Genomic DNA, 4183 nt, shown 5'->3' on the forward strand with positions numbered 1-4183 from the left:
GGAGTCATTGCTGTCGCTTCTGTACAGTCATTGACACCGCCACTGCATAAAAAAACCGGTTGTGCCGCTGATCCACCGGGTCTTCCGGCCGGGACAATACCCCCTGTTACCTGACTTCTGAAGTCTTAAGGAGCCGTGCACCCTTCTCTGTCAGCATATACAGTAGAGGAGGTGCGGCAGTATCCCGCCGCGGACACGTTGAGCAGCAGCCCCCGCAGGTACACCCCCCCTCTAATGGGACATTCTCCCTGCGGGCAACATACCCCTGCCGCTCCATCAGGGCGAGCCGCTCTTCGAGATGCTGGCGGTTTATCCCGAGCCGGGCGGCACATTCCGCCACAGTCTGGTTCCCGTCGCGGATGAGCCGGGCAATGGACCGGAGCGTTCCTGACATGGTCACGCTCCCGTCAGGTTCCCGATAAATTCCCTGCCCCATGCATACAGCCCGGCTGCCGGGAACAGGGCCAGCCAGACCATCGGTCCCAGGACCCGGGCCGGGTCCCAGGGTTCGCCATCGCCGAACAGGACGAGGTCGGCCCCAACCGCCAGGAGGGAGAACAGGGCAACGATGCCGAAGATGAGGGCGAGCCCCAGCGCAACGTAAAGGAACGCCTGCCCGCCGGCCGTGTCCGCTCCAAGCCTCCGGCACGCAAAGAGGAAGACCGTCCCCACAACGCAGAGCACGAACCCGGCGGCAGGGTCAGCAGATATCATAAACTGCCCGGCCGGTTCCGCGAGGACCGGGACCAGGGCAGAGAGGATCATGGTGAGGCCGAAGAGCCAGTACAGGATGCCGAAGACTGCGGCGAATGCGGTTTTGAGAGTTGGTGTCATTTCAGATCCCTCCTGCAAAGAACGGGGCGGCATGAACGATGACGAGCGCGAGGATATACGCAACAGTAATGCCATATCCGACCGAGAAGAGGGCCCACTTCCAGGAGCCGGTCTCCTTTCTGATGACCGCGAGAGCGGCAACGCAGGGCATATAGAGGAGCACGAAGACCATCAGCGCAAAGGCCGTGACCGGCCCGAAGGACGGGTCGGCCAGGAGCGCCGCAGAGAGGGTCCCCTCGTCCTCACCGGTGCCGTACAGGGCGCCCAGCGACCCGACGACAATTTCCTTGGCGATGAACCCGAAGAGGAGCGCAACGGCAATCTTCCAGTCAAACCCGAGCGGGGCAAAGAGCGGCTGGAGCAGGTGCCCGAGCATGCCGGCATAGCTGTCGGCGCTGCCGTACTCCACCCCGTACGGGAACGTGGCAAGGAACCAGACGATCAGCGCACCGGCGAGGATGATCCCACCGGCTTTCCGGATATACATATACCCGCGGTCCCACATGTGGCGCACCGACGTAAGGAATGTCGGCAGCCGGTAGGGGGGCATCTCCATGAGGAACGGCGCCGGCTTCCCGGGGAGGATGGTCTTCCGGAAGAGCCAGGCCGAGGCAATAGCAACGATGATGCCGATGACATAGAGGACAAAGACAACATTGCCGGCGTTTGCCGGGAAGAATGCCCCGGCAAGGAGGACGAAGACCGGCAGCCGGGCGCCGCAGGACATGAACGGGTTGATCAGGATAGTGATGAGCCGATCGTTCTTGTCCTCGATTGTCCGGGTCGCCATGATGGCGGGCACGTTGCACCCGAATCCGATCAGCATCGGGATGAACGATTTGCCCGGAAGCCCGATGGCATACATCAGCCGGTCCATGACGAACGCGGCCCGGGCAAGATACCCGCTGTCCTCAAGGAGCGAGAGAAGGAAGAGGAGGATGAAGATGTTGGGCAGAAAGATGATGACTGACCCGACACCCCCGATGATACCGTTGCCGAGGAGGGACATGAGCCACGACGGTTCCGCGCCGCTCTCCGCAAGTGCTGTCGCGCTGTACGCGAAGAGTTCGTCGATGGCGGTCATGAACGGTGTTGCGACGGCAAAGGTGAGCTGGAACGCCCCCCACATCAGGGCAAGGAAGATCGGGATGCCGAGATACCGGTTCGTGATGACCTGGTCGATGATGTCCGAGGAGTTCATCTCTTTGACGCAGGTTGTGCAGACCTGCGGCAGGAGCGCGGCAATCACCTCGTACCGCCGGTCCGCCATTGCGGCCTCGATCTGGTCGGGGTCGCACTGCTCCAGCAGGGCGAGGACTTTTAATTCCGCAGGACTTCCCCTTAGTTTCTCCTTTGCATTCCCGTCTCCTTCCAGGAGCCGGATGGCGAGCCAGCGCGGCGGGTAGCGTGCGGCAAGGGCCGGGTCGCTGCTGATGACAGTGCCGATTCCGGAGATCGAGCGTTCGATGGCATCGCCGTACCCGATGGCGTGCTCGTGGTGGGGCGAGGTCTCGGCTTCGAAAACGGCAGTCCTGAGGAGCTCGTTGAGGCCTTCGCCTTTGCTCCCTACGGTCCTTACGACCGGGATCTCGAAGAACTTCTTGAACGAGGACCGGTTTATTATCGTCCCGGTCTTCCCCGCCATATCCGACATGTTCAGGGCCATGACGAGCGGGACACCGAGTTCCATGAGCTGGGTGGTGAGGTACAGGTTCCGCTCGAAGTTGGTGGCATCCACGACATGGACAACGACATCGGGCTTCTCGTCGATGATGTAGTCGCGGGCTACGACTTCGTCAACCGAGTATGCCGTGAGGCTGTAAGTCCCGGGAAGGTCGACGATCTCGATCTCGTGGTCACCTATCCGGGCATACCCGCTCTTCTTCTCGACCGTTACGCCGGGCCAGTTGCCCACGTGCTGCCGGGACCCTGTCAGCGCATTGAATATGGTGCTCTTGCCTACGTTCGGGTTGCCGGCAAGGGCGATCCGGATCTTTTTCATGCCGGCTCCCCTGCGTCAACGCTGGCCGGTATTTCCCGGCTGTGCACCGGTGCGACAAAAATCTTCATGGCCATGCCCTTCGAGAGGGCGTACCGCGTCCCGGCAACCGAGACGATCAGCGGACCGCGGTCCGAACAGACCACGGTAAGGCGGCTTTTTGGGTGGATACCCATGGCAGAGAGCCGCTGGATCATGCCGCAGCCTCCCCGGATATCGGCAACTGTTGCTTCCGTGCCGGGAGAGAGGAACGAGAGGGGGATGTTCTCTTCCATCATGCACCTTCCGGGGTTACGGAAATGAGACGGGCGTCTTCTTTCCGGAGCGAGATGGCGCAGCCCTTTACCCGGTATTCGACCGGGTCACCGAGGGGTGCGGTCCGGACCGCTTCCACGACCGCGCCCGGGACAAACCCGAAGGCAAGCAGCCGCGGCCGGATCGGCCCCCGGGCCGGTACCATGACAACGCGACAGGTTCCCGGTGGTGCAATCCGGTCGAGCGTTGTAACACCCTCGTCCGCGGCCGGACCTTCCGGTTTTTTCATTGAAACTTCCATGCAGGATTATCAGGTGTTCGGTCGGGATAACGGGTGGCCGAACGATGTTCGGATTCCTGCCCGCAGACAAAAACAAGTTCGGAATTATTGCGAAAACCTAATTTCCTGCGCGCAACAGACAATTTCGGGCATCCTAAATATTATATGCCCGGGCCACCCATAGTGATCATGCATTCGCTCAGCAGGAAAGCAGAGGACTACCTGGAAGCCATCCTCAATGCATCCTCGGAGAAGGGTTATGCCCGCACCAGGGATATTGCCCGCGAGCTCTGCATCCAGCCGCCTACGGTCGTGGAGATGGTCCAGAAGCTTGACCGGATGGGAATGATCACGTACCGGAAGTACGATGGCGTCACGCTCACACCCGAAGGGAGGAAGATAGCAGAGGTCATAAGGGACCGGCACGAGACACTCCGGACATTCCTTGAGATCGTGCAGGTCCCCCATGCCATCGCAGAAAAGGACGCCTGCATGATGGAGCACGAACTTCACCCGGAGACTATCGAACAACTCCGCAGGTTCATTGCATTCTGCACGGATAATTCGCAGGCAGCATCGGCGATCCGCCATTTTCAGACCCTGGTGAAGACGGGCACGGGAACTGCCCGGATCCCTGCGCAGTAAGCAAACCTCTTTTCATCAGCAGCCAGACCAGACCATCTCCAGTCGCTTTCCTGGCGGCCCGTGGTATCGGAACTCTGGCAGAATTACACAAAAAAAGACCTTGTCGAAAGGTGTGCGGACTCCCGGTGTGTGGTCCGGTGTGCACAGAGTGAGATGAGTGCGTGACAGTG

Annotated in this window: 6 protein-coding genes; 1 reads left to right on the top strand and 5 read right to left on the bottom strand. The window is 60.7% G+C overall.

Annotation, left to right across the window (positions count from 1 at the left end; translation table 11 throughout):
* Window positions 1–106: 106 nt before the first annotated feature.
* Genes CW742_RS08120 through CW742_RS08140 form a run of 5 tightly spaced genes read right to left on the bottom strand, consistent with a single transcriptional unit; the run spans window position 107 to window position 3389 of the window.
* Window positions 107–394, bottom strand: a complete 288-nt coding sequence (locus CW742_RS08120) for a hypothetical protein (RefSeq protein WP_292418926.1) — start codon at window positions 392–394, stop codon at window positions 107–109.
* Between the two features lie 2 nt (window positions 395–396).
* Window positions 397–834, bottom strand: coding sequence for a hypothetical protein (locus tag CW742_RS08125; RefSeq protein WP_292418928.1), 438 nt, complete (start codon window positions 832–834; stop codon window positions 397–399).
* Between the two features lies 1 nt (window position 835).
* Entirely contained in the window at window positions 836–2836 is a 2001-nt protein-coding gene (gene feoB / locus CW742_RS08130; protein ID WP_292418930.1) for a ferrous iron transport protein B, read from the bottom strand.
* Window positions 2833–3111 carry a FeoA family protein gene (locus CW742_RS08135; RefSeq protein WP_292418933.1) on the bottom strand — a complete coding sequence of 93 codons (279 nt, stop codon included), beginning with the start codon at window positions 3109–3111 and terminating at the stop codon, window positions 2833–2835. The genes feoB and CW742_RS08135 overlap by 4 nt, the downstream gene beginning before the upstream one ends.
* Window positions 3108–3389: a FeoA family protein gene (locus CW742_RS08140; protein WP_292418935.1), complete on the bottom strand. Its 282-nt coding sequence runs from the start codon at window positions 3387–3389 to the stop codon at window positions 3108–3110. Before CW742_RS08140 ends, CW742_RS08135 begins: the two co-directional genes overlap by 4 nt.
* A 168-nt stretch (window positions 3390–3557) precedes the next feature.
* On the opposite strand from CW742_RS08140, the gene CW742_RS08145 reads away from it, so the two are divergent.
* On the top strand, window positions 3558–4013 hold the full coding sequence (locus CW742_RS08145; RefSeq protein ID WP_292418938.1) for a metal-dependent transcriptional regulator: 456 nt from the start codon (window positions 3558–3560) through the stop codon (window positions 4011–4013).
* Window positions 4014–4183: the final 170 nt, after the last annotated feature.

The organism is Methanoregula sp. (genome assembly GCF_002835825.1).
In the GTDB taxonomy this organism is placed as follows: Archaea; Halobacteriota; Methanomicrobia; order Methanomicrobiales; family Methanospirillaceae; genus Methanoregula.

Bases quoted from the DNA above. Each gene is read 5' to 3' on its own strand.
- CW742_RS08120 (WP_292418926.1), bottom strand. From the start codon at position 394: ATGTCAGGAACGCTCCGGTCCATTGCCCGGCTCATCCGCGACGGGAAC.
- CW742_RS08125 (WP_292418928.1), bottom strand. From the start codon at position 834: ATGACACCAACTCTCAAAACCGCATTCGCCGCAGTCTTCGGCATCCTG.
- feoB (WP_292418930.1), bottom strand. From the start codon at position 2,836: ATGAAAAAGATCCGGATCGCCCTTGCCGGCAACCCGAACGTAGGCAAG.
- CW742_RS08135 (WP_292418933.1), bottom strand. From the start codon at position 3,111: ATGATGGAAGAGAACATCCCCCTCTCGTTCCTCTCTCCCGGCACGGAA.
- CW742_RS08140 (WP_292418935.1), bottom strand. From the start codon at position 3,389: ATGGAAGTTTCAATGAAAAAACCGGAAGGTCCGGCCGCGGACGAGGGT.
- CW742_RS08145 (WP_292418938.1), top strand. From the start codon at position 3,558: ATGCATTCGCTCAGCAGGAAAGCAGAGGACTACCTGGAAGCCATCCTC.